Genomic DNA, 23632 nt, shown 5'->3' with positions numbered 1-23632 from the left:
CCGGCAGAGTGAGCATGACACCGAAGCGTATTCAGTTTTTCATCGCGCTGGTGTTTTTCATTCTCGGCGGTTGGGCGGCCTTCTTCCCCCAGCATGTGATCGATACAACCTTTCTGCCCGAATATCGCGAAGGCGGACGCATATTGCCGTTCGCCGTCGCCTGTTTCGGCGCGCAGGCCCTGCTGTCGGGCCTCTTCGCCGCCTTTTCGCGCTTCTCGTCGCTGACCTTTCTGGTCTACGGCATCGCGCTGCTGCCCTTTTTCGGGTTCAACTATTATTTCACCTTCCACGATCCGGTGTTCACCAGCATCGGGCTGCTTGACGCGGTGGGCAATGTGATCATGCTGGCGCTCTGCTATGTCGGCTGGAAAAATGCAAAGCGGCAGAAACAGGAGCGGACTTATGACATTCGAGGGTAAAATTGTCTGGATCACCGGAGCATCCTCCGGGATTGGCGAGGCACTGGCCAAGGCCTTTGCCAATCAGGGCGCGCATATCATCTTGTCGGGCCGCCGCACCGAAGCGCTCGATCAAGTCGCTGCCGGCATCAAGGCCGAGACTTTGATCTTGCCCTTCGAAACCACCGACTATGACGCCCTGCCCGCAAAGGTCGAGGAAGCGCGCTCCTGGAAGGGCAAGGTCGACATCCTGGTCAACAATGCGGGCATCAGCCAGCGCAGTCTGGCGCTCGACACCCATCCCGACGTGCATCACAAGATCATCAATGTCGATTTGCTCGCCCCGATCTGGCTGACCCAGCTGCTGCTGCCGCACATGATAGAAGCCGGTGGCGGACATATTGTCGGGATCAGCTCCGTGGCGGGTCGTGTCGGTGTACCTTTGCGTACCGCCTATTGCGCCGCCAAACACGGACTGATCGGCTATATGGATGCCCTGCGCGCCGAGACCGAGAAATTGCACAATATCCATGTGACCAATATCCTGCCGGGATCAATCCGCACCAACGTCTCGCGCAACGCGCTCACCAAAGAGGGAGAACGCCGCGGGAAATCCGATGCTGCGATCGACAATGGTATGGAGCCTGATGAATGTGCCCGCCAGATACTCGACGCCATCGCCAACAAGGTTCCGGAACTGCTGATCGCCGAAGGAATGGAACAGCAAATTGCGCTGTTGCGGCAGAGCGATCCGGAGCAATGTTTTGCCATGACCGCAGCATTGGGCGCGCAAATTGCGCAAAAATATGAAACGGGAGAAAGCGACTGATGGCCCTGATATTGCTGGAAAAGGCCGACGGAATTGCAACCATCACGCTCAATCGTCCGGAAGCGATGAACGCCCTGTCCCATGCGTTGCGGACAGAATTGTTCGACGCCTGCCAGGACATCTCCCGGGATGAAGATATTCGTGCTGTTATCGTCACCGGTGCGGGCGAGCGGGCCTTCACCGCCGGCCTTGATCTCAAGGAGCTGGGCGAACAGGGCCTCGGAGCAGCCACCGACCAGAATCCTGCGCGCAACCCGTGCCGGGCGCTGGAGTCGCTGAATATTCCTGTCATCGGCGCGATCAACGGCGTCGCGATCACCGGCGGTTTCGAACTGGCCCTCGCCTGCGATATCCGTATCGCCTCGACCAATGCCCGTTTTGCCGACACCCACGCGCGCGTCGGGATCATACCCGGCTGGGGCCTGTCCCAGAAGCTGTCCCGCTTTATCGGCCTTTCCAGAGCCTGCGAGTTGAGTTTCACCGGCCAGTTTCTCGATGCCCAGACGGCGTGCGACTGGGGTCTGGTCAACCATATCTACGCGCCGGATGAACTGATGCCCAAAGCGCGCGCCCTGGCAGTGGATATGGCCAGTATCGATCCACAATTTCTCAAAGCATACAAGAAGCTTATCTTCGACGGCTATGACCGCAATTTCAGAGACGCGCTGACGCTGGAGAAACAGACCACCGACGCATGGAACGGCAATGTAACGGCGGAAGATGTCGAGCAACGCCGGCTGGCAGTAATCGAACGGGGCCGGACCCTGAAAGACTGATTTCAGCTTTTCGAAGAGAGCAGAAATCCGGTAATTTCGTTCAATGCCTTTTTGGCCTCGGGAATGGGAAGCAGCATCCAGACATGCTGCATCCGGTCGTAGAGTTTCAGCTCGATATTAGCCCCGCACTCGTCGCCCTTCTGTTTCAGACGAAGCGAGTCCGCCAGTAATACCTCATCGGTGCCGGCAAACACCAGCATCGGTGGCAATCGATCCAGCGGCGCAAATAACGGGCTGGCCGGGAACATGGCAGGGTCCTCGCCTTCGCGCATCCACCAGGACCCGAGGCGGCGAATTCCCTCGACCGAGATCAGCACGTCGGTCTTTTCCAGCTCCGCCTGGGTCGCGTCGGCAGCGGTTTGATCCAGATAGGGGCTGAGCAGCACCAGCTTGGCCGGCAGCTCCTTGCCCTCGTCCCGCAGCATCTGGGACAGGCCAAGGGAGAATCCTCCGCCCGCGCTATCACCCATCACCACGATATTCTCTGCGCCATGGCGCGAGACAGCTTGCCGGAATGCCTCCATCACCATTGCATAGCTGCGGTCCCATTTATTTTCGGGGGACAAGGGATAGATGGGCACGGTGACGCTCGCGCCGGTTTTGCGGATCAGTTTCTTGATAAAATGCCAGTGTAGCGAGACAATGTTAAAGGCATAGCCGCCGCCATGAAGATAGAAGATGTGCAGAGACGTCCCGTTCTCTTTCGGGCGGAGCCGATAGAGCGGCTGGCCGTCAATCTCGCTCTTTTCGATATCACAATGTTTGCGCAGCCAGCGCACCGGCGACGCGGGTCCCGGGCATGATCCCGGGCGATATATTTTTCGGCCCGGCCTGGTTTCAGCAAATAATTCTTCAACCTCGAAAGCCGGACAATGGCAAATAGCAGGCGCGCCCGTAAACTGATCATATCGTCCCCCGAAAATGCTGCACCACCGGTCAGCGGAAAAACAGTTGGTGCCCGAATAGAGACTATCGATGGTCGCAGTAGCGCCGTTGTCCGAAAGAAAACCGCCGATAAATCCATCCTCGCCAGAGCCGGAGAAAAATTCTATGCCGAGCGTGCTGTCCGGTTGCATCTCGATTGGCATAGCCGCTTCCAGTTCGCCCCTGGTAGACCCCACGCTGACATTCCGTGCTGTACGCACCGCTTTCCCGTCGCCGTCAAAATACCAGCCAACCAACCTGCCATCCTGAAAATTGGCTGTCAGACCGGTTGCAGCGGAGGTAGCGGATTCCATCGGCCCCGCGCCGCATTCTTCATTGCTGTTCTGATGGACCGGACCATATTCTTCCAGCATCGCGGTGACAGTGCTTTTGTCGGTACCGTAGGAGAAACGCTGCCCTTCTCCCGAGGAAATCCCGTCTGGCTGGAGGACTATTGCATCAACCTGCGCCGCTTCTTCGGTTTCATCCGGTTGGGTTTGTTCGACCGGTTCCGCACAGCCGGACAGCATCACCAGGACGAGGGCCGTTGCCATCATTGCCCTGCGCATAGTCACCCCGGATTTCCCTCTATCTGCGGGACATCGGAATCAATCTCGACCCAGGCCTGTTTGCTACCGGTCCAGAAATGGACTTGGGGATGTAGCACGCTGGTATCGTCCAACGTTCCTGCCTTGATGAAGGTTACCCCAGGCTGTGTTGGCAGCGAGGTCTTTACCGGTGACCCGCAAGTGCCGCAGAAATGGCGATGGACCACATTTCCGCTGTCGGCATGATCATCATAGGTCGTGAGAACACCCTCGATCACGATCTGCTCGTCCGCGACCGCGAACAGAACCGAATAGGAACTGCCCGCCTGTCGCTGGCAGTTCTTACAATGACAGACGCCGCACATCTGCAGATTGCCCTCGATTGTGTAGCTCACCGCACCGCATAGGCACTGGCCTGTCATTGTCATCTCAATTCTCCCCGATCACGCAACCTTGCGTACGAAAACCGTTCCGGCCGAATAACCCGCCCCGAAAGAACAGATCAGGCCGATGTCTCCTTCGGCCAGATCTGCACTATGCTTGTGAAAGGCGATGATCGAACCGGCCGAGGACGTATTCGCATATGTGTCGAGGACGGTCGGGCTTTCATCATCGCTCGCTTCATGCCCCAGCACCCGCTGGGCAATCAGCCGGTTCATCCCGGCATTTGCCTGATGCAGCCAGAGACGGCGCAATGCTCCGGCCTCGATGCCGAGCCGATCGGTCTGTTCGTTGATCATGTTGGCTACCATGGGCACCACTTCCTTGAACACCTTTCGCCCCTCCTGAACAAACAGCTTGTCTTTGTCGTCGCGGCTTCCCGGATGGGTGCGGTTAAGGAAACCAAAGTTGTTGCGGATATTGTTCGAAAACTGCGTCTTGAGCTTTGTTCCGACGATTTCCCAATGCTGGGCCGGCGCAATATCCTTGGCTTCGACAAGGATCGCCGTCGCCACATCGCCGAAGATGAAATGACTGTCGCGGTCGCGCCAATTGAGATGGCCGGAGCAAATCTCCGGATTGATCACCAGCACCGATCTGGCGCTGCCCGAGCGGATATAGTCTGCCGCGGTCTGGATGCCGAAGGTCGCGGAGGAACAGGCGACATTCATATCGAAACCGAAACCGTCTTCCATGCCGAGAGCATCCTGAATTTCGACAGCAATGGCCGGGTAGGCGCGCTGAAGGTTCGAACATGCGCATAGCACCGCATCGACATCCTCCGGTTTGCGCCCTGCCCGTTGCAGCGCCTGCAGCGCGGCTTTGACACCTATTTCGGCCAAGATGGATATTTCGCTGTCGGGTCTCTCCGGCAAGCGGGGGCACATGACTTCGGGATCAAGAATAGGGTCCTTGGACAGCACAAAACGCGACTTGATCCCCGATGCCTTCTCGATGAATTCAACCGAGCTGTGCTGCAGTTCTTCAGCATCCCCTGCTGCGATAGCGTCGGCATTTTGACGGTTTGTCAGATCAACATAGGTATTGAAACTGGCTACCAGTTCCTCGTTGCTTATGCTGTTCTCCGGCGTGAAAAGGCCGGTTGCGGAAATGACGGGAATATTGCTGTCAGTCATGGGAAGAACTTGTTCCTTTTGCGCTCGCGCCTTCTGGTGGCGTCTAAATGGTGACGGTAATCTCCCCGAGCGAAACTGGCAAGCCGGGTCGATCATGCCTTGCCTATCAATTCGGGCTTGCTATCAACCGGATATGAATGACCGTGTCCAATTGAACGATAGCTGGAAAGAGCCGCTCGCCAAAGAATTCGCCAGTGAATATATGGCCGGTTTAAGGGAATTTTTGCTGCAGGAAAAAGCGGCCGGCAAACAGGTTTACCCGAAAGGCGAGGAATATTTTCGCGCCCTTGACCTCACCCCGCTCGACAAGGTCCGGGTCGTGATATTGGGCCAGGATCCCTATCATGGTCCGGGACAGGCGCACGGCTTGTGCTTTAGCGTACAACCGGGTGTTCGCCCGCCGCCATCGCTGGTCAATATCTACAAGGAACTGGAAAGCGATCTCGGCCTGCCCCGTCCAGCCCATGGTTTTCTCGAACATTGGGCCAAGCAGGGCGTGCTGCTGCTCAACAGTGTCCTGACGGTCGAAATGGCCAATGCCGCGTCCCATCGCGGCAAGGGTTGGGAGAAATTTACAGATGCCATCATCCGCCTGATCGCGGCAAAGCCGGAACCGGTCGTGTTTCTTCTGTGGGGAAGCTATGCCCAGAAAAAGGCCGCTTTCGTGCAGAGCGTCGAACAGGGCGGCAGACATCTCGTGCTCAAAGCCCCTCATCCTTCGCCGTTATCCGCCTATAACGGGTTCTTCGGTTGCAAGCATTTCAGCAAGACCAATGCGTTTCTGGAACAAAACGGAATGGCACCGATTGACTGGAGCCTGCCCGACGTCGGCGTCTAGCCAGCTACGACACGATTTGGATTTTATTCCGGTTCAACCGCCGCTCCGTCCAGACTCTGTATCCAGACATCAATATCCCTTGCCACCTGCTCCGGCGTTTCTTCCATAGGCAGATGGCCGGCGTCGGCATAGATAATCAGCTTGCTGCCCGGGATTGCCGCTGCGAACGCGCGGGCATGAGACACGGGAATGACCCGGTCCTGTTCCCCCCAGAGCAACAACACGGGCATCTCCAGAGTACCGACCTCGTCCCATTTTTCAGGCTGGCGCGGGGTCTTGCCCCGGTCCACTGCCGCTTTGCGATTGCCGGGAAAGCGAAGCAATTCCCAATAGCGGTCTACCTGTTCTTCCGTCAGTCGCTCTGGCTGGGCAAAATTTTCCTCCAGTGACGATTTGACCAGAAAGCGCGGCGTAATTTCCGGCAGCAAGATTTGCCCGATGGATGACCGGGCCAGTCTCGCACCGAGATAGGGTTTGATCTTCTCTGCGACCTGCGCGCCTGAAGCGTCGATCAGAACCAGCCCCGAGATACGCTCCGGCACCGACAGACCGGCACGCCAGGTCAGCCAGCCGCCCATGCTGTTGCCTATCCAATAGGCCTTGTCGACACCGACAGTATCAAGCACTCGGACCGCCGCCGCGATATTGGTGTCCGCATCATAGGCACCGGCCGGATGAGGGCCGGTCAGGCCATGGCCGTATAGATCCAGCGAAATGAGTCGATATTTGTCGCCGAGCAGAGCCACCATCGGCTCCCATGTCTGGAGCAGGCTGTTAGACCCGTGGATCAGCAGCAACGCGGGACCATCCTTGTTGCCTTCATCGCGATAGTGGATTTTTGCGCCCTGGCCATCTTCAACAAAACGCGAGGCTTCGTTGCCATATTTGGCGATCATCTCGGTGCGGTCGGTGTCCGGCGTCCGGAAAATAAAGAAGGCCGCTCCCAGAACGACCAGCAACAGCAGAATGATCCGGATCATCTTTTCATTATTTTATCCCTCTCCCGATAGGCTGTCTATCGAAAAAGCGGGCAAGCGCAAATCGCCTATTCGCCGGCCCGCCATTCGCCGGGCTGCAATCCCTCAAGCGCCCAGTCTCCGATTCTCCAGCGCACCAGCCGCAGCGTGGGGTTGCCGACAGCAGCTGTCATCCTGCGCACCTGCCGGTTCCGGCCTTCGCTTATAGTCAATTTGAGCCAGCAATCGGGCACATTTTTGCGCACGCGGATCGGAGGATCGCGGAGCCAAAGGTCCGGATCCGCAATCCGTTCGACTTCCGCAGGCCTCGTCAGACCGTCCTTCAGGTCGACACCGGTCCGCAACTGATCGAGGCTCTCTTCCATGGCCTCTCCCTCAACCTGGACAAGATAGGTTTTCGGCATCTTATATTTCGGGTCCGATATCCGCGCCTGCAATTTGCCATCATCGGTCAGCATCATCAGTCCCTCGCTATCCCGGTCGAGCCTGCCGGCGGGATAGACGCCGGGAACGTCGATGAAATGCGACAACGTCGGACGTTTGGTCTCGCTGCCGCGATCGGTGAATTGCGGTAAAACGCCAAAGGGTTTGTTGAAGAGGATCAGCTTTGCCATGCCTCCCCTTTGGCAGCGACGAGCGGAATGGGCAACGTTACAACAGCGGCGCCAACAAAGTAATGGCGCCTGCCCGATGTTGATTGCCGGTATCACTACCGGTCCGGCTCGAAATTGTGTAGCGCATGCCGATGCAATTGAACAATTTCGATACCGCCGCTTTCCTGCGCGATTACTGGCAGAAACGCCCCCTGCTGATCCGAAATCCGTGGCAGTCGTGGCAAAACCCGCTGTCTCCGGACGAATTGGCCGGCCTTGCCTGCGAGGACCATGTGGAATCGCGCCTGATTACCCAATCGAGCGACGACTGGAATGCCGAGCACGGCCCCCTGCCCGAAACACGCTTTGGCGAGTTGGGCAAGTCTCCCTGGACTCTGTTGGTGCAAGCGGTTGATCATCATGTTACCGAAGTTGCCGCGCTGATCGAACCTTTTCGCTTCATTCCCAACTGGCGGATCGACGATGTCATGGTCAGCTTTGCCAGCGATGGCGGCGGAGTTGGGCCGCATTTCGATCATTATGATGTGTTTCTCGTCCAGGGTCTCGGCCAGCGCCGGTGGCAGATTGGCGGCATGTGCGATGACCGGACAGCCCTGCGTTCGCATGAAGACCTGCTGCTGCTCGCCAGTTTTGACGTCGAGGAGGAATGGACTCTGAACCCGGGTGACATGCTCTATGTACCGCCGGGCATCGCCCATAATGGCGTCGCAATAGGTGCGGATTGCATGACGTACAGTATCGGTTTTCGCTCGCCGTCGCGCAAGGAACTGATCGGCAACTGGTGCGATGACTTGTTGCCGCAAATGACCGATGATGACCGCTATGGCGATCCCGATCTATCGGTGCAGGACAATCCCGGGGAGATCCCCGCCGCCGCGATCGACCGGCTGCATGCCATGATCACAGAGAAACTGGCGGATCGCGCGGCCTTTGCGCGCTGGTTCGGGGAATATAGCAGCACGCCGAGATATCCGGAAACCGACTGGCGCCCCGAGGAAGCGATCGAGACCGACCATCTGCGCGGTTTGCTGACGGAGGATCATCCGCTGTTCCGTAATCCCGCCAGCCGCTTTTCATTCGTTCGTGAGGACGAAGGCAAGCTGCTGCTATTTATCGATGGGGAATGCTTTCCCTGCGCCGGTGAAACAGCGTTGCTGGCCGAGATGCTGTGCGCTCAGGAGCAATTTGTTATCAATCCCGAATGGCGAAAGTCGGACGCTGTGGTCGAGCTACTCGCCGAACTGTACAATCGCGGCAGCCTGTCCTTCGACTGGGGATAGGTTCCGACCAGATTCAAGACAAAAAAGGGCGGCAATGCCATGCACTCCCGCCCTCTTTCGTATTCGGTGTAAGGCTTAAGCCTGCTGCAAGTTTACAGCGGCTTTCTTGCCGTTATTTCCGGTTTCGACATCATATGTCAAACGCTGTTCTTTTTCGAGCGACTGCATTCCGGCAGCCTGAACTGCTGTGATGTGCACGAAGCTGTCATCGCCACCATCTTCAGGAGCGATGAAACCATAGCCCTTGTCGGTGTTGAAAAATTTTACGGTGCCTGTAGGCATAGTCTTATTCCTATTCATAACTTAATTATGCCCGATTATGCGAAATGCAGAACCGGACGGGATTGGCCAACTTCGAGAAATGGGAAAAAGAGTATGCGACCGTTGGGGTTGCGAAACCTAGATTTCTTCGTAACGCGATTTATTAGCTGTAGCGTCTATAGCAGCCTATTTGTTAATAAGCAAACAGTTGAATTTCAGCGGTTTCAAGGCTCGAGGAAATTGTGTAGCAATAGTGCCGATGAAACAAGCAAAACTCACCTGCGCAGCCGCGCTTCTTCTTTGTATCCCGCTCGCAGCGTGTGATTCACCCTCCGCTCCGGCACCGGAGCCATCACCGCAGGACCTGTTTTTCGAGCGGCTGAGTCTGCTCTGCGGCAAAGCCTATGCCGGGACATTGGCATCTGAACAGCAAGCAGATGCCGATATGGCGGGAAAGCCAATGATCATGCACGCGGCCTCTTGCGATCTGAACGAAATCCAGATCCCTTTCCATATCGCGGAAGGACCTGACACGTGGAACCGGTCACGAACCTGGATCATCTCCCGCACCGATGACGGCCTCCGGCTGAAGCACCGGCATCGCCACGAGGATGGAAGTCTGGACAGCGTCACAAATTATGGTGGCGACACGGCTGAGGAAGGGACTGCGGATCGACAGGAATTTCCAGTGGACGCTGAATCCATCGCCTCCTTCAAGGCCAATGGTCTCGACCAGTCGGTGACCAATGTCTGGGCGATGGAAGTCAGCGAACCCGGCCAGGGCGACGCCCGGTTTGCCTATGAACTGCGCCGGCCGGAAACCGCCGATGGCCGGCATTTCCGCGTCGAATTCGACCTGTCCAAGCCGGTCGCTGTCCCGCCCCCGCCCTGGGGCGGCTGAACCGCGATGTTCGCAGAGCTGGCCGTCGGTGGTTTCATGGTCCTTCTGACCGTCCTCATTCACGGCGTTGGCATCTTCGGTCTCGGCCGTTTTCTGCGGATCGAGGCCCGCGAGGAGGCGGCGGAGCATATTCACCCAATGTCCCCGCACGGGATCATCGTCACGCTCGCGCTGGTATTCGGCCTGTTCGTGCTCCATGGCATAGAGATCTGGGCCTATGCGATCGTGTACCGACTGGTCGATGCCATTGCCACTTTCGAGCAAGCGATCTATTTTTCCACGATCACCTATTCCACCACCGGCTATAACAGCGATGCCCTGGACACCAAATGGCAGATGATTGCCGCGATCGAGGGCCTGAACGGATTCATCCTGCTGGGCTGGTCCACCGCATTTTTGTCACCGTCGTAGCGCGGATGGGCCGTCGATAGTGGGAGGCATCGAACAGCAGGAAAGCGTCGCCAGACGGTTTTTCCGCTGGCTGCTGGCCCTTTTCTATCTGGTTGCCGGGATCGCCCACATTCGCTCCCCGGACGGGTTTCTGGCGATCACCCCCGACTGGGTACCCTTTGCCGAACAGATCATCCTGTTCACCGGAATAGCCGAGATCACCGGAGCAGTCGGACTGCTGGTCCCGCCCGGCCTGGTTCCAAAAGCACGCTATGCGGCAGGGCTCGGCCTCGCCCTCTATGCGGTCTGTGTCTATCCCGCCAATATCAACCATGCCATCAACAATGTCGTGATCGGAGGCGAGACGGCGAGTTGGCTGTATCACGGCCCGCGCCTTGTCTTTCAGCCCATATTTGTCTGGTGGGCCCTGATCGCCGGGGGTGTGACCAACTGGCCATTCCGGTACCGGACAGCGTAAATCTGCCCTAAAGCCTGTATTTATGTTATGCTCGCCTTCGCTATTTTGGGAACGGCAAAGGAGCAAAATATGGAAAAGCATGGCGATCAGATCGAAGTGACCGAACGCGAGGCGAGCAACAAGCCCCGTGCGTCCCATAATGTCAGGATCGTGCTGGCGGCGTCTTTGCTGCTGGCCGTCATTGTCATGTCGATGGCCTGGATCATTCCGGCACTGAGTTAGTTCGCGCAGGACTAACCGCGAATGGCCGTGCTGGCTTACCGTCAGATTGCGCCGGCAATATAGGCCACCAGCAATGCGGCCGGCAAAAGCAGCGCCTGGGCCAGCAATGTCCCGCCTACCCTGCTCAGCGACAGCCAGGTGATCGTCCTCCGGAACATCGGCTGGCTGACGCGTCCGCTGACGACATCGTCGGTCATTACCGAGAGTTGCGGGTCGATGACCACAAACAGCAGGATCGTGGCGAAGCCGTTGATCACGGCGGATAGCTGCGATGCAGTGACCCGATATTCGGGATTGAGATAGCCGGCGTACAGAGAGCCGACCACGCCGACCGTAAGCAGCGCCTGCGCCACGACATTCAATATGATAATCGTCATCGATACGCCGCGCGGCTTGCGCAAGTCGCTGATATGTACGCGCTTGGGTGCGGTTGCAGTTCTTCCGACATAGCCGATCCCGCCCTTGGTCAGGGCGTGCCAGATCAGCCGCGGCATTGAGCGATGCTCATGGAATTGCAAAATGGCGCTGCTGAACCAGCGTTGCACCGTCGGAATGAGCAGCGCGCCGACAATGGTGGCGGCCGTTGCCGCAAGCAGGACGAGCCGAAAGTCGCCGAGCAAGCCTTCGCCCGCGCCATCGGCCAGCCCGTTTTCGATCCGTTTGGCGAGAAATGGCCCGAGGAAGCTGTTGGACAGCCGCGACACCAGAACCAGGATGTTGAAGAGGGCAAAGGATACCGCGATCCGCCCGGTTCGCACGCCGGCAATGCGAGCTGAATAGGCCAGCGCTCCGATCAGGTGGATCGAGAAGGTCAAAGCGCAAATTATCAGGAGTTGCTGATCCATGGTTTTTCCGATTTCTATCGACAGAATCATGCGCTTGTCGGGCACGAAACGAAAACGCCCATGAACCAAATCTTCAGCTATCCAAACAATATTTTGTGTGGCCGTGCAGTTTGTGGCTAGCACAGTTTCGCACAGGCATTTATTGGGATTTCCGCTATCCAGCGCGCTATTCTGATCGGACCTGTTGATGCTTGCTGTTCTCGCGCCTTATTCCCCTGCACTTGTTGCCCTGATACTGCTTTTGCTGTTGATCGCTTTTGCGACGGAAATCCGCCCGCCGGAGGTCACCGCCATCGGCGCAGCCGGCCTGCTCCTGGTTCTCGGGCTGATCTCGACCGACGATATTCTGGCCGCAATGAGTAACCCAGCCCCTCTGACGATCGCCGCGATGTTCATCATCTCCGGGGCGCTGGTCAGGACCGGTACGCTGGAAGCCTTTGCGCTCAAGGTCACCGGTCTGGCCAAGGCGTCTCCGGTGCTGGCAACCGGACTGTTGCTGGTCGCCATCGCGATTCTGTCGGGCTTTACCAACAATACGCCGCTGGTGATGATGATGATCCCGATCGGAATAACCCTGGCAAAGGAACTGGGCGAGCGCCCGTCCAAGATATTGATGCCGATATCCTTCGCCGCCATATTGGGCGGCACCTGCACCCTGATCGGCACATCGACCAATATTTTGGTCGACGGTGTCGCGCAGAAGAACGGCCTGGCCGGCTTTTCGATTTTCGAGATCGCCCCGGCCGGTATCGTCATCGCGCTGGTTGGCGTGACCTATCTCGCCCTGACCCGCCGCTTTCTGCCGGACCGTGACACAATGTCCTCGCTGCTCGATGAGAATGAGAGCAAACGCTATACGATGTCGATCTTCATCGGCGGCACATCTCCCTATGTCGGCCAGATAGCGAGCGAGATCGACCTGTTCCGCAATGGCGAGCGGCGGCTGGTGGATGTCGTCCGCAACGATGTGCCGATCCGCAAAGCGCTGTCGGAATATGTGGTTCGGAAGGGTGATGTTCTGGTTTTGCATACCAATGAAGCGGACGTGATGACCATTCGCGAACGCGGCAAGCTGCCGCTGACCAAGAGCGAGGATTCGCAGCAGTTTGTGCCGATGTCGTCGCACAGGTCGATGCTGGCGGAGATATTACTCCTCCCCGATGCCCATCTCATCGGCCAGAGCCTGAAAGAGGCGGCCCTGCCGCAACGCTATGGCATTCATCCGATCGCCATGCACCGCAGGGGCAGCAACCTGTCCGAGCAATATGACAACACCAAATTACAGGTTGGCGACACCCTGTTGCTGGAAGGCGCAAAACAAACATCCGCCGGTTGGTCGAGGGCGAGAATCTGATGAATGTCAGTGAACCGAAAACCCGCGGATACCGGCGCCACAAAGCGCCGATCGCAATTGCGGTGATTCTCGCTGTGGTGCTTGCCGCCTCTCTCGATATCATGCCGATTGCCGGGCTGGCAGTGCTCGGAATGGCCGCAGTCCTGGTCACCCGCTGCATTGAACCGGACGAGGCTTTTGCCTCGGTCGACTGGCGGATCATCGGCCTGATCGTGGCGATGCTGGCAATCGGCACGGCGCTGGAAAATGCCGGTCTGGTCGAGATGATGGTCGCAGCTGCAGCCCCCTGGCTGTCCGGCTTCCCGCCGGTCTATGCTCTCGCCGCCATCTATCTGCTCAGCCTGATGCTGACCGAACTGGTCACCAATAACGCGGTTGCCGTCGTTGTCACGCCGATCGCGATCCAGCTCGCCTTATCGCTTGGCGTCGATCCACGGCCCTTTGTTATCGCGGTCATGTTTGCCGCAAGCGCCAGCTCCTGACGCCGATCGGCTATCAGACCAATACCCTGGTCTATGGCGCAGGCGGCTACCGCTTCCTCGATTTCGCCCGCTATGGCCTGCCGTTGACGCTGGTTATCGCTATCACCTCAATAACCATCATTCCCCTGATCTGGCCCCTGTGACGACGCAGCGGCGGAACCGGTCCCGCCGGGGGTTCGGGCCCGGGGAGCTTCAATGCTTGAACGACTGCTGTGGGGGCGCAATGGTCTGATCCCCCTCACCGGTGTCTCTGCTGTCTCGATGCGCGTTGCCATAGAGTTGCGGTGAGTGGGCCCGAACGACGCCGCCAGCGCTGCCTCCCATGCAGCAGCAACCCGCTTTGCACGCGGCGTACGCAACAGCGTATGGGCGGCGGCATCGGACATTCCGACACTGCGCGCCTCCGTTATCACGACGCCGGTATTGGCCAGCGCTTCAATAAACGCCAACTGGCGTTCGGACGTCCGCAATCCTTGCGGCGCTTGCGCAAAACCGGCCCCGAGTCATGGCCTCTTCGTCATGACCGTGCCGGTTCAGCTGCAAGAAATCGTCAAACGAGTCGTCGGGCGTGCGAGCTTTTAGTGGCAAATTTCTATCTATGAAAGCGCATGAAATAACCAATGTGGTTCTTTCCAAGACAGGCCACTGTTGGAATTCCAGACACGCTGACCGGACGGATCGGAGATTCGCTATTGCTGTCGAGGCTAATAATTTCTTGCATCAGAATTGCCGTTTCCGCCGATCTGGCAAAATGGAAAAAGACAAAACCCGTCCAACCGGACGCAAATCCAGTGAGTCCCGTCGCCTCGGCACCCGGAATTGCAACGCTATGTAAAATCCATCTCGCCATGTGCTGTTGCAAAAATGAAACGCCACCGCGAAATTCGATTTTCATCCTACCGATTTGTTAGGAGAGGTGAGTTGCAGGTGCAATACAGGTAATTGTCTGAAGGTTGGAAATTTCAGAGAATAGACAACTACTCCTGATGAATTTTGACCTGATTACTGATGATTGGCTACAACAGATGGCCCCCATCAAATATATGTTCATTTTTGCAGGGAGACAAACCATGATCAAAAAAATCAAAACAATCTGAAATATGCAGCAGCGCCACTTGCGCTGGGCATTGCTCTCGCCTCCACCCCCTCTTTCGCCCAGACTACGGACATCGCTGAAGCCGAAACGGAAGCGGTCATTGTGGTCACCGGTTCACGTATTGCCCGCCCGGGCGTCGATTCACCTTCGCCCGTCACCGTGGTGGCCAGCGAAGATATCAAGCTTCAGGGCGTCACCCGCGTCGAGGATATTCTGAATTCCCTGCCTGCCGTTTCGGCCAGCCAGGCCTCCTCTCTCGCCAATGGCGCGGATGGCACGGCAACGGTCGACCTCCGCGGCCTTGGCTCAAACCGTACACTAGCGCTGATCAACGGACGCCGTATTGTACCGGGCGATCCTTCGCCGGCCAGTGGGTCTGCAGCCGATATCAATATCATTCCCGCCGCCATGCTGAAACAGGTCGAAGTCCTGACCGGCGGCGCATCCTCGGTTTACGGTGCCGACGCCGTTGCCGGCGTGGTGAACTTCATCATCGACGATGAATTTGAAGGCTTCCGGGTAGATGCGCAATATAGCTTCTACCAGCACGACAATAACAACAAGTTCATTCGCCCCTTTCTTGATGCCCGCGGATTCCCCTATCCGGACGGCAGCATAACCGACGGCGGTTCGATCGATGCGACCGTCGCCTTCGGCTCGAAGTTTGCCGATGATCGCGGCCATTTCATGATCTACGGCGGCTATCGCAAGATCGAGGCGGTGACCCAGTCTGAGCGCGACTTCAGCGCCTGCGTCCTGCAAAATGGCGGCGGCGGTGCCAACAATTGCGGCGGCTCGGCAACGACACCGAACGGCAATGTCCTGGTGTTCGACACAGCGGTTACGACCGGCACGTCGACCTTCTATACCTTCGCGCCAAATGGCGGTTTCGTGAACGGCCTCGGGGTTTTCAACTTTGCGCCATTCAACCATTTTCAGCGTCCGGACGAACGGTTCACTGCCGGCGCCTTTGTCAAATATGAAGTCAGCGATTCCTTCCGTCCCTATATGGAATTCCAGTTCATGGACAATAAGACGGTCGCGCAAATTGCGCCGTCCGGCGACTTTGGCAATACTTTAACGCTGAACTGCGACAATCCACTGATGTCTGCAGCCCAGGCAGCCGTAATTTGCGACACGGACAATCTGATCAGCGGTTTTGTCGGCACTTTCCCGGCCGCGACAACCGCTCCCTACAACCCCGATCCGAACGCCGCGCCGATCGATTTTGCCGATGGTCAGGGCGGAACCTACAATCAGGGCTATGCGCTTGTCCTTCGCCGGAACCTCGAAGGTGGGCCGCGCCAGTCCAATCTCGGCCACACGACATTCCGGGGTGTTCTCGGCGCCAATGGCGATATTTCTGACGTCTGGAGCTACGACGCTTATTACCAATATGGTAAGGTAGATTACTCCCAAGTCTATTCGAACGAATTTTCGATCGCACGCCTGACTCGCGCGCTGGATGCGGTGATAGACAATCGTCCCGGCAGCGCGACCCAGGGCCAGGTGGTCTGCCGTTCGCTTATCACGGCCGGTGACACAAATTGCGTTCCCTATGATCTGTTCGCCGGTGAAGGCGGCGCCAGCGATGCCGCGGTTGCCTATCTCAATGTATCCGGTTTCCAGTCAGGCGAAACCACCGAGCAGGTGGCCAATATCTCGTTCACCGGCGACCTGACCAACTATGGCATGATATTGCCGTGGGCCGAAGACGGCATTCGGGTCAACATCGGTGGCGAATGGCGCAAGGAGACGCTCGAGCTCGAGGTCGACAACGGCTTTGCGACCGGTGATCTTTCCGGTCAGGGCGGGGCAACCCTGCCGCTTTCCGGTGGATTTGACGTGCTGGAATTTTTGCGGAAACGCAAATCCCGGTGATCCAGAACGGCATCGTCGACACGTTCGAAATCAGCGCCGGCTATCGTCGGTCGCATTATGAAACCACGGTAAACCAGTCGTTCAATACCGATACGTTCAAGATCGGCGCAGAGCTGGCGCCGATCCCCGATATCCGGCTTCGCGCAATGTACAACCAAGCCGTCCGCGCACCGAATATCCAGGAACTGTTCCGGACGGCAGCCGTCGGACTGAGCGGTTCGAATGATCCCTGTGCCGGAATCACCATTTCGGCAACGGATTACGGATGCCTGGCACAAGGTCTGATTGTCGGTCAGGGCGTGACCCCAAATCCGGCGGGACAATATAACGGTCTGCTCGGTGGTAATGCCGCCTTGCAACCGGAAACCGCAAAAACTTGGACGGCAGGTGTGGTTCTGCAGCCCAATTTCATTCCGCGGCTGTCGCTGACGATCGACTATTTCAATATCAAGGTTGACGATGCGATCCGCAGCTTCGGGGTTGACGCAGTGCTCAACAATTGCGTGACAAATGCCACCGCTACCTTCACGCCCGACTCCTGTGCCCTTGTCAATCGCGATGCTGCGGGTTCGCTCTGGCTGACACCTGGCGGCTTTACGGAGGATCTGCCAAATAATGTCGGCAGCCTGCAGACTTCGGGTATCGAAATTGCGGGCAATTATTCCGTCCCGGTCAGCTTTGGTACGGTCTCGCTGTCGATGAACGGCACCTATCTTGACTCCTACGAGGTCGAAAACGGACTCACCAATGGAGACGGCAGCCCGGTCTCCTACGACTGCGCCGGTCTTTATGGACCGACGTGCAGCGTGGGCGGGGTTTCCGATGCGGGCGCTCCGCTTCCGCGCTGGCGCCACAAGGCTCGCGTGTCGCTGAAGACGGACTCGGGCTTCGGTGTATCGGCACAATGGCGCTTTATCGGCAAGGTGAAGGCCGAAACCATATCGTCGTTCGATGCCCTCAATCCGAGCGGCCAGACCGACCACGCCGGACCAGGCACCCGGATATCGTCGGTCAACTATATCGACGCGGTACTCTCCTACAATTTGAAGGAACAGTTCACCTTCCGCCTGGGCATCAACAACCTGTTCGACAAGGAGCCGCCATTGGTAACCTCTGGCGGTGGCGGAACCCCGAACCTGTGCCCAACCGGCCCCTGTAACGGCAATACCTATCCGGCAACTTACGACGCGCTTGGCCGTTATATCTTTGCCGGCGTTACGCTCGACTTCTAGGAATGCGCTGATCTATGCAGCGGGAGGGCTCCCCGGCGGGGGCCCTCCATTTTCTTTCCGGGGCCGGTACATCTATAACGGTCCGACCAGCAATGAGATCGGAACAACAGATGGTTGGCGAATCCCCTCCAAATCAAGATGGCAGCGCAACAATGGATAAGGCGATAGCAGCCGCACAGCGCGGCGATCTGACCAGTGCCCGCGCCATCGCCGAGATCGGTCTGCAGTCCGGCTCTGCTGACACGCTATCAGTCCATGCATTTCTCGGGATGGTTTGTGCCCGGTTGCAGGACCTGCCCGCAGCGACCCGCCATCTTGCGGAAGCGCACGCGCTTCAACCACGAGATGTTACCATCGCCTGCAATCTCGTCGCGATATTGATGGACCAGGACAGGGATGCCGAAGCGCTGGCAGTGGCCACCGCCGAACTGGCGCAAGCGGACAAGAGTCTGCGGGTTGCGCGATATCGTGCCTTTCTGGCGCAGAAAATTGAGCAATTTCCCGAGGCAGTCGAAGCCTATGAACTGGTCCTCGCCGATCATCCGGACGATTTCGAATGCTGGAACAATCTCGGCAACGCCCGCGCCGGAACGGGAGATTACAAGGGCGCAGTCGAGGCGCTGCGACGTGCGATCACGCTGGATCCGCGGGCCGCGCCGACCCGGCTCAATCTCGCCGACGCCTGCTCTCTCTCGACCAGGTCGACGACGCCGAAGCGGAATTGACCAGGGCGATTGATGAATTCCCATCCGATGGCCGCCTGCCCTATCAGCTTTACCTGCTATACAAGACACAGCTCCGGCAGGAGGAGGCGCTTGCGGCCTTGATCAAGGCGGTAGACCGCGAACCTGATTCCGCTGACTATCAACTGAAACTCGCGATCGAATATGGCGTAATGCGGTGGACCGGTGATGCCGAGCGAGCCTATTTGCGAACCATCAAACTCGATCCGACAGCTCTCGATGCCTATCTCGGCCTCGCCATCCAATATGAACATAGCAATCGCGAAGAAGAATTTGGACCGCTGATTGCGCTGGCGCGCAAGAACGGCATCGCGCCGGAACCTCTCGCCTATGTCGAGGCGTTGCAATTGCGGCGGGCCGGGCAGTTTGATGAAGCGCTGACGAAGCTCGCGATGGTCCCTACCGATGTGGAACCGATCCGCACCGCCCATGCGCGGGCCACATTGCTCGACCGGCTGGGCCGGACCGACGAGGCATTCACGGCTTATACGCAGGCCAACATTCTCGCCTATCAGGACAATCCGACCGATCCGCTGGATCGCGCCCGGGAGTTGCGGGAGCAACTGGCAAAGGAAATCACCATGCTTTCCCCTGAATGGCGCGATTCCTGGGAGGAGGTAGAAATCGCCGATGGCCGGCCCGATCCGGTATTCCTGGTCGGCTTCCCGCGGTCGGGAACGACATTGCTCGATACGATTCTGATGGGCCATCCCAACACGGTGGTCATGGAAGAGCAGCCGCCACTGAACCATGTCGAGGAGGCGCTGGGCGGGATTTCGGCATTGGCGGGCATGGATAGCGACGCTATCGCCAAGGCACGCGACGATTATTTCAACGAGGTGGAGAACATCCAGCCGCTCGCTCCGGGGCAATTGCTGGTCGATAAGTCACCGCTGTTCCTGTACCGGCTTCCGCTGATCCAGCGGCTTTTCCCCAATGCCAAGATTATCCTCGCTCTGCGCCACCCCTGCGATGTAGTGCTAAGCTGTTTCATGGCCAATTTCCGACTGAATTCTGCAATGGCCAGTTTTCTCCGGTTGGAAGATGCGGCAGAATTATACGATCTGGCTTTTCGCCACTGGCAGGCCTCGCTCGCCTTGTTCCCTGCAAACGTCCACCCAATCGTCTATGAGCGGCTGGTCGAAGATGTCGCCGCGGAGATCCGCCCCCTGTTCGATTTCCTCGATTTGCAATGGGATGACAATGTACTCAACCACAGCCGCACTGCCAGATCGCGGGGCCTGATCACCACGGCGAGCTATTCGCAAGTCACCGAGCCGATTTACCGACGCGCCAGCGGCCGATGGGAAAAATACCGCGATCATCTTGCGCCGGTCATCCCCGTGCTGGAACCGTGGATTGAGAGTTTCGCCTATACCCTGCCTGGTAAGGAATCCTGAAACGAGTAGGGGATGCAGGCAATTGCTCGGAGTAACGCAAAGACGCAGCCGTGAACTGCCGGACATGCCAACCCGTTCTCCAATAATTGCGCAAATCTGTCCAATGCCTGCCATGGCCAGATGAACATCTCGCCCCCAAAAGATGGACAGCCATGTTAAACTCCGCGTTAGAGAAGCAAGCATCGGCAGCAGCAGCAAGGGTCAGAAATATGAAAAGTAGCCAGAACGGCTTCCGACGGTGAATCAAGTGTAAGCTTATTTACACTTTTACTACTTCCAGTTGCTGTTTCAAGACAGACTGACTCGTAATTTGACAAATTTATCTGGAACAAACCCTTAAACTCGGCCAATCACTTTCTCAGACGCTGAAAATAATTTTACAGCATATCGAGTAACCGCCTCCCCAGTTTAAGGAAAATCATCATGTCCTACCAAGAGTTAAAGAGTTCCGCAGACAGCCTGATCAACAGCCAGAATGGTACATGGAGCGGCATCGACGCCGAGTCCGTTGCCCGCATGCAGTTGCAGAACCGGTTCAAGACCGGCCTCGACATCGCCAAATATACCGCCGCTATCATGCGCGAGGATATGGCCGCTTATGACGCCGACAGCTCCAAATACACCCAGTCGCTGGGTTGCTGGCACGGATTTATCGCGCAGCAGAAGATGATTTCGATCAAGAAGCATTTCGGCGATACCAAACGCCGCTATCTCTATCTGTCCGGCTGGATGGTTGCCGCACTGCGCAGCGAATTCGGTCCCCTGCCCGACCAGTCGATGCACGAAAAACCTCGGTCCCTGCGCTGATCGAAGAGCTTTACACCTTCTTGCGTCAGGCCGACTCCCGTGAGCTGAACCTGTTGTTCCGCGATATTGATGCGGCGCGCGAAGCCGGCGATGCAGCGGCCGAGAAAGCGGCCATGGACAAGGTCGAGAATTTTCAGACCCATGTCGTTCCGATCATCGCCGATATCGACGCCGGTTTCGGTAATGCCGAGGCAACCTACCTGCTCGCCAAGAAGATGATCGAAGCGGGTGCCTGCGCTCTGCAGATCGAAAACCAGGTTTCCGACGAAAAGCAATGTGGCCACCAGGACGGCAAGGTTACCGTGCCGCACGAGGATTTTCTCGCGAAGATCCGCGCCTGCCGTTATGCCTTCCTCGAACTGGGCGTCACCGACGGCATCATCGTCACCCGCACCGACTCGCTCGGCGCTGGTCTGACCAAACAGATCGCGGTTTCGAACGAGCCCGGCGATCTCGGCGACCAGTATAACAGCTTCCTCGATTGCGAAGAAATTGATCCGGCCACCGCGAAGAACGGCGATGTCATCATCAACCGCGATGGCAAGATGCTCCGTCCGAAACGCCTCCCTTCCAACCTGTTCCAGTTCCGTCCCGGCACCGGCGAGGACCGCTGCGTTCTCGACAGCATCACCTCGCTGCAAAATGGCGCCGACCTGCTCTGGATCGAAACCGAGAAGCCTCATGTCGAACAGATTGCCGGCATGATGGACCGGGTCCGCGAAGTCGTTCCGAATGCGAAGCTCGTTTACAACAACTCGCCATCCTTCAACTGGACGCTGAACTTCCGTCAGCAGGTTTATGACGCGATGGCCGCAGAAGGTCTCGACGTGTCCGAATATGATCGCGATGATCTGATGGACGCGAAATATGACGACACCGAACTGGGCGAAGCGGCTGACAAGCGCATCCGCACCTTCCAGGCCGATGGTTCGAAACGCGCTGGCATCTTCCATCACCTGATCACTTTGCCAACCTATCACACCGCCGCTTTGTCGACCGACAATCTGGCCAAGGAATATTTCGGCGACGCCGGCATGCTGGGCTACGTCCTCGGCGTGCAGCGCAAGGAAATCCGCGAAGGCATCGCTTGCGTGAAGCACCAGAACATGTCGGGCAGTGACATTGGCGATGATCACAAGGAATATTTCGCTGGTGAAGCCGCTCTGAAAGCCGGCGGCGCGCACAACACGATGAACCAGTTCGGATAATATCAGATAGGTCGGGTGCTCCCTTACCCCCTTTGGGGGCACCCGATCCAACCCGTTTTCCTGGGGAGGAAAAACTATCCGTCGGCAGCAATGCCGGCGGATTTTTTCTGTGTGGACAATTGGCCCGAAGCCTATCAGGGTCGATCATATCCGGTTAAGCCTGTCGGAATTAACCTGGGATCAGTCTGGTAAATGGGGGCAGCATGACATTGCGGAAATCCGGTTCGATATTGGCACTGGCGGCGTTGCTCGCCTCCTGCGGCGGTGGCGGCAGCAGCAGCAACAATGTCAGCCTGCCGCCAGGCGGTGGCGGATCAACCCCGACGCGACCGGAACGACCTGCTCGCTGCAAAGCCGGCAGAACTGGGCATTCGACCTGCTCGACGAATGGTATCTCTTCCCCGAGACCCTGCCCGCCAGCCTCAGCCCCGCGCCTTATGCATCGGTGCAGGACTATATCGACGCGCTCACCGCCACCGCACGCGGTCAGGGGCGGGACCGCTATTTCACCTATATCACCTCGATCGCCGAGGAGAACGCCTTCCTGAACTCCGGCGCGACCGCGGGCTTTGGCATCAGGCTGAGCTATGACAGCAACGCCTCGCGGGTCTATATCCTCGACGCCTATGAAGGCGCGCCGGCGCTTGCCGCGGGTATCGATCGCGGCGCGGAGCTGCTCGCCATCGGGACCAGCAGCTCCAATCTCCAGACGGTCACCGCACTCTTCGCCCAGGGCGGCGCCGGCGCGGTCAGCAACGCGCTCGGCCCATCAACAGCGGCGACCAGCCGCGTGCTGCGCTTCCGCAACGCAGCGGGTGTCGAGACCACCACCACGGTGAGCAAGGCCGACTATGCGATCCAGCCTATCTCGCCGCGCTATGGCGTGCAGATCATCGACAATGGCGGTACCCAGACCGGCTATGTCAACCTGCGCACTTTCATCGACAGCGCCGAACCGCAATTGCGCGACGCGTTCCAGCAGTTACGCAACGCCGGTGTAACCGAGCTGGTCATCGACCTGCGCTACAATGGCGGCGGGCTGGTCCGCACCGCCGAGCTGTTCGCCGATCTGCTCGGCCGCGACCGCTTCACCAACCAGGTGCAGGGCGTGACCCGTTTCCGCGCCAGCAAGTCGTCGAACAACGAGACCCGCAATTTCCAGACCCAGGCCCAGTCGATCGCCCCGACCCGCATCGCCTTCATCACCACCGGCGGCTCGGCCTCGGCCAGCGAGCTGGTGATCAACGCGATGATCCCCTATCTCGACGCCGACATGGCGCTGGTCGGCAGCAACACTTACGGCAAGCCGGTCGGCCAGATCGGCCTCGACCGCAGCGCCTGCGACGACCGGCTCCGGATCGTCGCCTTTGCCACCGAAAATGCCGACGGCAACGCCAATTATTTTGACGGCCTCGCCAGCTCGCTGACCAACAGCTGCCAGGCCGCCGACGATATCAGCCGGCCGCTCGGCGACCCCGCCGAGGCATCGACGCGCGCGCCCTCGGCTTTCTCTCCGGCGCCGCCTGCACCCCGATCAGCAGCGTGCTTGACGGCGCGACAGCGAGCACCAG

General features: G+C 58.1%; 25 protein-coding genes and 1 pseudogene. 18 read left to right on the top strand and 8 right to left on the bottom strand.

Annotation, left to right across the window (positions count from 1 at the left end):
• Positions 1–14 precede the first annotated feature (14 nt).
• The 3 genes from C8024_RS10890 to C8024_RS10880 are packed head-to-tail and all read left to right on the top strand — an operon-like array spanning position 15 to position 2003.
• Entirely contained in the window at positions 15–419 is a 405-nt protein-coding gene (locus C8024_RS10890; RefSeq protein WP_173205010.1) for a hypothetical protein, read from the top strand.
• Entirely contained in the window at positions 403–1227 is an 825-nt protein-coding gene (locus tag C8024_RS10885) for an SDR family NAD(P)-dependent oxidoreductase (RefSeq protein WP_173205007.1), read from the top strand. The genes C8024_RS10890 and C8024_RS10885 overlap by 17 nt, the downstream gene beginning before the upstream one ends.
• The gene (locus C8024_RS10880) at positions 1227–2003 is read left to right on the top strand and encodes an enoyl-CoA hydratase (protein WP_173205004.1); all 777 of its coding nucleotides are present in this window, start codon (positions 1227–1229) and stop codon (positions 2001–2003) included. The genes C8024_RS10885 and C8024_RS10880 overlap by 1 nt, the downstream gene beginning before the upstream one ends.
• Before the next feature lie 2 nt (positions 2004–2005).
• On the opposite strand, the gene C8024_RS10875 is transcribed toward C8024_RS10880, so the two are convergent.
• From C8024_RS10875 to C8024_RS10865, 3 genes are read right to left on the bottom strand one after another with little or no spacing between them, the layout of a single operon-like run.
• A complete protein-coding gene (locus C8024_RS10875) occupies positions 2006–3484 on the bottom strand; it encodes an alpha/beta hydrolase (RefSeq protein WP_173205001.1) in 1479 nt (492 codons plus the stop codon).
• 14 nt (positions 3485–3498) lie between these two features.
• A complete protein-coding gene (locus C8024_RS10870) occupies positions 3499–3903 on the bottom strand; it encodes a GFA family protein (protein WP_173204998.1) in 405 nt (134 codons plus the stop codon).
• A gap of 15 nt (positions 3904–3918) precedes the next feature.
• Positions 3919–5052: a beta-ketoacyl-ACP synthase III gene (locus C8024_RS10865; RefSeq protein ID WP_173204995.1), complete on the bottom strand. Its 1134-nt coding sequence runs from the start codon at positions 5050–5052 to the stop codon at positions 3919–3921.
• Positions 5053–5185: 133 nt separating this feature from the next.
• Here C8024_RS10865 and ung point away from each other — a divergent pair, with 133 nt between their 5' ends.
• On the top strand, positions 5186–5890 hold the full coding sequence (gene ung, locus C8024_RS10860) for a uracil-DNA glycosylase (protein ID WP_173204992.1): 705 nt from the start codon (positions 5186–5188) through the stop codon (positions 5888–5890).
• A 23-nt stretch (positions 5891–5913) separates the two neighbouring features.
• Here ung and C8024_RS10855 read toward each other — a convergent pair whose 3' ends face one another.
• A complete protein-coding gene (locus C8024_RS10855; protein ID WP_173204989.1) occupies positions 5914–6870 on the bottom strand; it encodes an alpha/beta fold hydrolase in 957 nt (318 codons plus the stop codon).
• A gap of 65 nt (positions 6871–6935) precedes the next feature.
• Entirely contained in the window at positions 6936–7481 is a 546-nt protein-coding gene (locus C8024_RS10850; RefSeq protein WP_173204986.1) for a pseudouridine synthase, read from the bottom strand.
• Between the two features lie 131 nt (positions 7482–7612).
• On the opposite strand from C8024_RS10850, the gene C8024_RS10845 reads away from it, so the two are divergent.
• Positions 7613–8761, top strand: a complete 1149-nt coding sequence (locus C8024_RS10845) for a cupin domain-containing protein (RefSeq protein WP_173204983.1) — start codon at positions 7613–7615, stop codon at positions 8759–8761.
• Positions 8762–8836: 75 nt separating this feature from the next.
• Here C8024_RS10845 and C8024_RS10840 read toward each other — a convergent pair whose 3' ends face one another.
• Positions 8837–9043, bottom strand: coding sequence for a cold-shock protein (locus C8024_RS10840; RefSeq protein ID WP_067200226.1), 207 nt, complete (start codon positions 9041–9043; stop codon positions 8837–8839).
• A 238-nt stretch (positions 9044–9281) separates the two neighbouring features.
• Between C8024_RS10840 and C8024_RS10835 the strand changes: the two genes are divergently transcribed.
• From C8024_RS10835 to C8024_RS10820, 4 genes are all read left to right on the top strand, one after another.
• The gene (locus tag C8024_RS10835) at positions 9282–9923 is read left to right on the top strand and encodes a hypothetical protein (protein ID WP_173204981.1); all 642 of its coding nucleotides are present in this window, start codon (positions 9282–9284) and stop codon (positions 9921–9923) included.
• A gap of 6 nt (positions 9924–9929) precedes the next feature.
• Entirely contained in the window at positions 9930–10334 is a 405-nt protein-coding gene (locus tag C8024_RS10830; protein ID WP_173204979.1) for an ion channel, read from the top strand.
• Positions 10335–10353: 19 nt separating this feature from the next.
• A complete protein-coding gene (locus C8024_RS10825) occupies positions 10354–10791 on the top strand; it encodes a DoxX family protein (RefSeq protein WP_367947287.1) in 438 nt (145 codons plus the stop codon).
• Positions 10792–10860: 69 nt separating this feature from the next.
• Entirely contained in the window at positions 10861–11013 is a 153-nt protein-coding gene (locus C8024_RS10820) for a hypothetical protein (protein WP_164089224.1), read from the top strand.
• Positions 11014–11054: 41 nt separating this feature from the next.
• Here C8024_RS10820 and C8024_RS10815 read toward each other — a convergent pair whose 3' ends face one another.
• Positions 11055–11858 (bottom strand): lipid II flippase Amj family protein, encoded by an 804-nt coding sequence (locus tag C8024_RS10815; RefSeq protein ID WP_173204977.1) that lies wholly within the window; start codon positions 11856–11858, stop codon positions 11055–11057.
• 187 nt (positions 11859–12045) lie between these two features.
• On the opposite strand from C8024_RS10815, the gene C8024_RS21610 reads away from it, so the two are divergent.
• The 3 genes from C8024_RS21610 (at position 12046) to C8024_RS10805 (ending at position 14276) form a co-directional block, all read left to right on the top strand.
• Positions 12046–13212, top strand: coding sequence for an SLC13 family permease (locus tag C8024_RS21610; protein ID WP_254305812.1), 1167 nt, complete (start codon positions 12046–12048; stop codon positions 13210–13212).
• On the top strand, positions 13212–13694 hold the full coding sequence (locus C8024_RS21605; RefSeq protein WP_254305811.1) for an SLC13 family permease: 483 nt from the start codon (positions 13212–13214) through the stop codon (positions 13692–13694). Before C8024_RS21610 ends, C8024_RS21605 begins: the two co-directional genes overlap by 1 nt.
• 288 nt (positions 13695–13982) lie before the next feature.
• Complete coding sequence (locus C8024_RS10805) at positions 13983–14276, top strand: hypothetical protein (RefSeq protein ID WP_173204975.1); 294 nt, start codon at positions 13983–13985, stop codon at positions 14274–14276.
• A gap of 10 nt (positions 14277–14286) precedes the next feature.
• On the opposite strand, the gene C8024_RS10800 is transcribed toward C8024_RS10805, so the two are convergent.
• The gene (locus tag C8024_RS10800) at positions 14287–14589 is read right to left on the bottom strand and encodes a hypothetical protein (protein WP_173204973.1); all 303 of its coding nucleotides are present in this window, start codon (positions 14587–14589) and stop codon (positions 14287–14289) included.
• 303 nt (positions 14590–14892) lie between these two features.
• On the opposite strand from C8024_RS10800, the gene C8024_RS21600 reads away from it, so the two are divergent.
• From C8024_RS21600 to C8024_RS23365, 6 genes and pseudogenes are all read left to right on the top strand, one after another.
• Positions 14893–16671, top strand: a complete 1779-nt coding sequence (locus tag C8024_RS21600; RefSeq protein WP_367947286.1) for a TonB-dependent receptor plug domain-containing protein — start codon at positions 14893–14895, stop codon at positions 16669–16671.
• On the top strand, positions 16668–17903 hold the full coding sequence (locus tag C8024_RS21595) for a TonB-dependent receptor (RefSeq protein ID WP_367947285.1): 1236 nt from the start codon (positions 16668–16670) through the stop codon (positions 17901–17903). Before C8024_RS21600 ends, C8024_RS21595 begins: the two co-directional genes overlap by 4 nt.
• A gap of 152 nt (positions 17904–18055) precedes the next feature.
• A complete protein-coding gene (locus tag C8024_RS10790; protein WP_173204971.1) occupies positions 18056–18628 on the top strand; it encodes a tetratricopeptide repeat protein in 573 nt (190 codons plus the stop codon).
• On the top strand, positions 18625–20046 hold the full coding sequence (locus tag C8024_RS10785; RefSeq protein WP_173204969.1) for a sulfotransferase: 1422 nt from the start codon (positions 18625–18627) through the stop codon (positions 20044–20046). The genes C8024_RS10790 and C8024_RS10785 overlap by 4 nt, the downstream gene beginning before the upstream one ends.
• A 423-nt stretch (positions 20047–20469) precedes the next feature.
• A pseudogene (locus tag C8024_RS10780) lies at positions 20470–22061 on the top strand (isocitrate lyase).
• Positions 22062–22170: 109 nt separating this feature from the next.
• The coding region (locus C8024_RS23365; protein WP_367947284.1) for a S41 family peptidase at positions 22171–23632 on the top strand (1462 nt) is incomplete at its 3' end.

This window comes from Sphingopyxis sp. BSNA05 (assembly GCF_013265645.1).
GTDB lineage: Bacteria > Pseudomonadota > Alphaproteobacteria > Sphingomonadales > Sphingomonadaceae > Parasphingorhabdus.
Note: the sequence above shows the minus strand (reverse complement) of the source record. Positions and strands in the feature narration are given on the sequence as shown.

Bases quoted from the DNA above. Each gene is read 5' to 3' on its own strand.
- C8024_RS10890 (WP_173205010.1), top strand. From the start codon at position 15: ATGACACCGAAGCGTATTCAGTTTTTCATCGCGCTGGTGTTTTTCATT.
- C8024_RS10885 (WP_173205007.1), top strand. From the start codon at position 403: ATGACATTCGAGGGTAAAATTGTCTGGATCACCGGAGCATCCTCCGGG.
- C8024_RS10880 (WP_173205004.1), top strand. From the start codon at position 1,227: ATGGCCCTGATATTGCTGGAAAAGGCCGACGGAATTGCAACCATCACG.
- C8024_RS10875 (WP_173205001.1), bottom strand. From the start codon at position 3,484: ATGATGGCAACGGCCCTCGTCCTGGTGATGCTGTCCGGCTGTGCGGAA.
- C8024_RS10870 (WP_173204998.1), bottom strand. From the start codon at position 3,903: ATGACAATGACAGGCCAGTGCCTATGCGGTGCGGTGAGCTACACAATC.
- C8024_RS10865 (WP_173204995.1), bottom strand. From the start codon at position 5,052: ATGACTGACAGCAATATTCCCGTCATTTCCGCAACCGGCCTTTTCACG.
- ung (WP_173204992.1), top strand. From the start codon at position 5,186: ATGAATGACCGTGTCCAATTGAACGATAGCTGGAAAGAGCCGCTCGCC.
- C8024_RS10855 (WP_173204989.1), bottom strand. From the start codon at position 6,870: ATGATCCGGATCATTCTGCTGTTGCTGGTCGTTCTGGGAGCGGCCTTC.
- C8024_RS10850 (WP_173204986.1), bottom strand. From the start codon at position 7,481: ATGGCAAAGCTGATCCTCTTCAACAAACCCTTTGGCGTTTTACCGCAA.
- C8024_RS10845 (WP_173204983.1), top strand. From the start codon at position 7,613: ATGCAATTGAACAATTTCGATACCGCCGCTTTCCTGCGCGATTACTGG.
- C8024_RS10840 (WP_067200226.1), bottom strand. From the start codon at position 9,043: ATGCCTACAGGCACCGTAAAATTTTTCAACACCGACAAGGGCTATGGT.
- C8024_RS10835 (WP_173204981.1), top strand. From the start codon at position 9,282: ATGAAACAAGCAAAACTCACCTGCGCAGCCGCGCTTCTTCTTTGTATC.
- C8024_RS10830 (WP_173204979.1), top strand. From the start codon at position 9,930: ATGTTCGCAGAGCTGGCCGTCGGTGGTTTCATGGTCCTTCTGACCGTC.
- C8024_RS10820 (WP_164089224.1), top strand. From the start codon at position 10,861: ATGGAAAAGCATGGCGATCAGATCGAAGTGACCGAACGCGAGGCGAGC.
- C8024_RS10815 (WP_173204977.1), bottom strand. From the start codon at position 11,858: ATGGATCAGCAACTCCTGATAATTTGCGCTTTGACCTTCTCGATCCAC.
- C8024_RS21610 (WP_254305812.1), top strand. From the start codon at position 12,046: ATGCTTGCTGTTCTCGCGCCTTATTCCCCTGCACTTGTTGCCCTGATA.
- C8024_RS21605 (WP_254305811.1), top strand. From the start codon at position 13,212: ATGAATGTCAGTGAACCGAAAACCCGCGGATACCGGCGCCACAAAGCG.
- C8024_RS10800 (WP_173204973.1), bottom strand. From the start codon at position 14,589: ATGAAAATCGAATTTCGCGGTGGCGTTTCATTTTTGCAACAGCACATG.
- C8024_RS10790 (WP_173204971.1), top strand. From the start codon at position 18,056: ATGGATAAGGCGATAGCAGCCGCACAGCGCGGCGATCTGACCAGTGCC.